Source organism: Vibrio sp. 970, assembly GCF_033339075.1.
In genome coordinates, this window is record NZ_JAWOTW010000086.1 from 1 (window position 1) to 1,165 (window position 1,165).

General features: G+C 46.3%; 1 protein-coding gene. It reads left to right on the top strand.

Features of this window, described 5'->3' with window-relative positions:
* Window position 1 precedes the first annotated feature (1 nt).
* Window positions 2-1,111 (top strand): MFS transporter, encoded by a 1,110-nt coding sequence (locus tag R7Q11_RS24875; protein ID WP_225466844.1) that lies wholly within the window; start codon window positions 2-4, stop codon window positions 1,109-1,111.
* The last annotated feature ends 54 nt before the right edge of the window (window positions 1,112-1,165 follow it).

Below are 1,165 nucleotides of genomic sequence, written 5' to 3' on the forward strand. Positions count from 1 at the left end.
CTTGATCTCGGTGATCGCGCTCATTGGCAAAACACTTGCCCCGTTACCGAGCTTTATTACTTTGCCTGTCGCACTGCAGTTTCTCGGTTTAATGGCGGCAACGATACCTGCATCATTGATTATGGGGAAACTCGGTCGTCGTTTGGGCTTTAGTCTAGGTAACCTCATCGGCATCGTGGGCGCAAGTTTGGCGACGTACGCGTTAAGCCAACAAACCTTTTATCTATTCTGTTTTTCTACGTTTTTGCTCGGTGTCGGAATCGGTTTTGGCACGCTCTATCGTTTTGCTGCAATAGAAGTGTGTGAAGAATCGGCAAGACACAGAGCAATTTCAATATCTATGGCGGGAGGGGTATTAGCGGCTATTCTCGGTCCGAACTTAGCGGTGTATTCGCAACAATGGTCAGACGATGGTTTATATACGAGTGCTTTTTCTGTCCTGATTGTTCTCTACATCACCGCGCTTGTATTGCTTCAAACGATTCGGTTCCCGCCAGCGCATACTCAGCTATCGCATGTTAAAGCAGATACTATTAGTGACATCATAAGACGCCCGAACTTTATGATTGCTGTGTTAGCGGCAATGGTGGCTTATGCGGTGATGAATATTCTAATGACAGCGACGCCTTTGGCGATGATTGGTTGTGGTTTCGATTTCGACAAAGCCGCAGGTGTGATTGAGTGGCACGTGCTCGGCATGTTCGCTCCAGCCTTTATTACTGGTCGATTAATTGAGCAGTTCGGCGCAAAGAAAATGATCCTAGCGGGTGGCGTGCTGTTCATTGCTTGTATAGGGATTAACATTCATGGTGTGTCCATTTGGCACTTTAGCCTTGCCTTAGTTTTGTTGGGCGTAGGTTGGAACTTCATGTTTATCGCTGCAACGGGGCTGTTTAGCCAAAGTTACGAAGCGAAAAACCGCAGCAAAGCGCAGGCGTTTAATGAGTTCTTCGTGTTCAGCTGTGTCACCATTACTGCCTTACTTTCCGGCTGGCTTGAATCGACAGTTGGTTGGCAAAACCTGAACTTGTACGTTCTTCCGTTCGTATTGCTCGTGATTGTGATCTTTGCGATGAAAACGAATAACAAAACAGAATCCCAAATAGCCTAACTTTCAACCTGTCACAGAAAAACTCTGCATCTGAACGCTGAGTTTTTTGTTTAT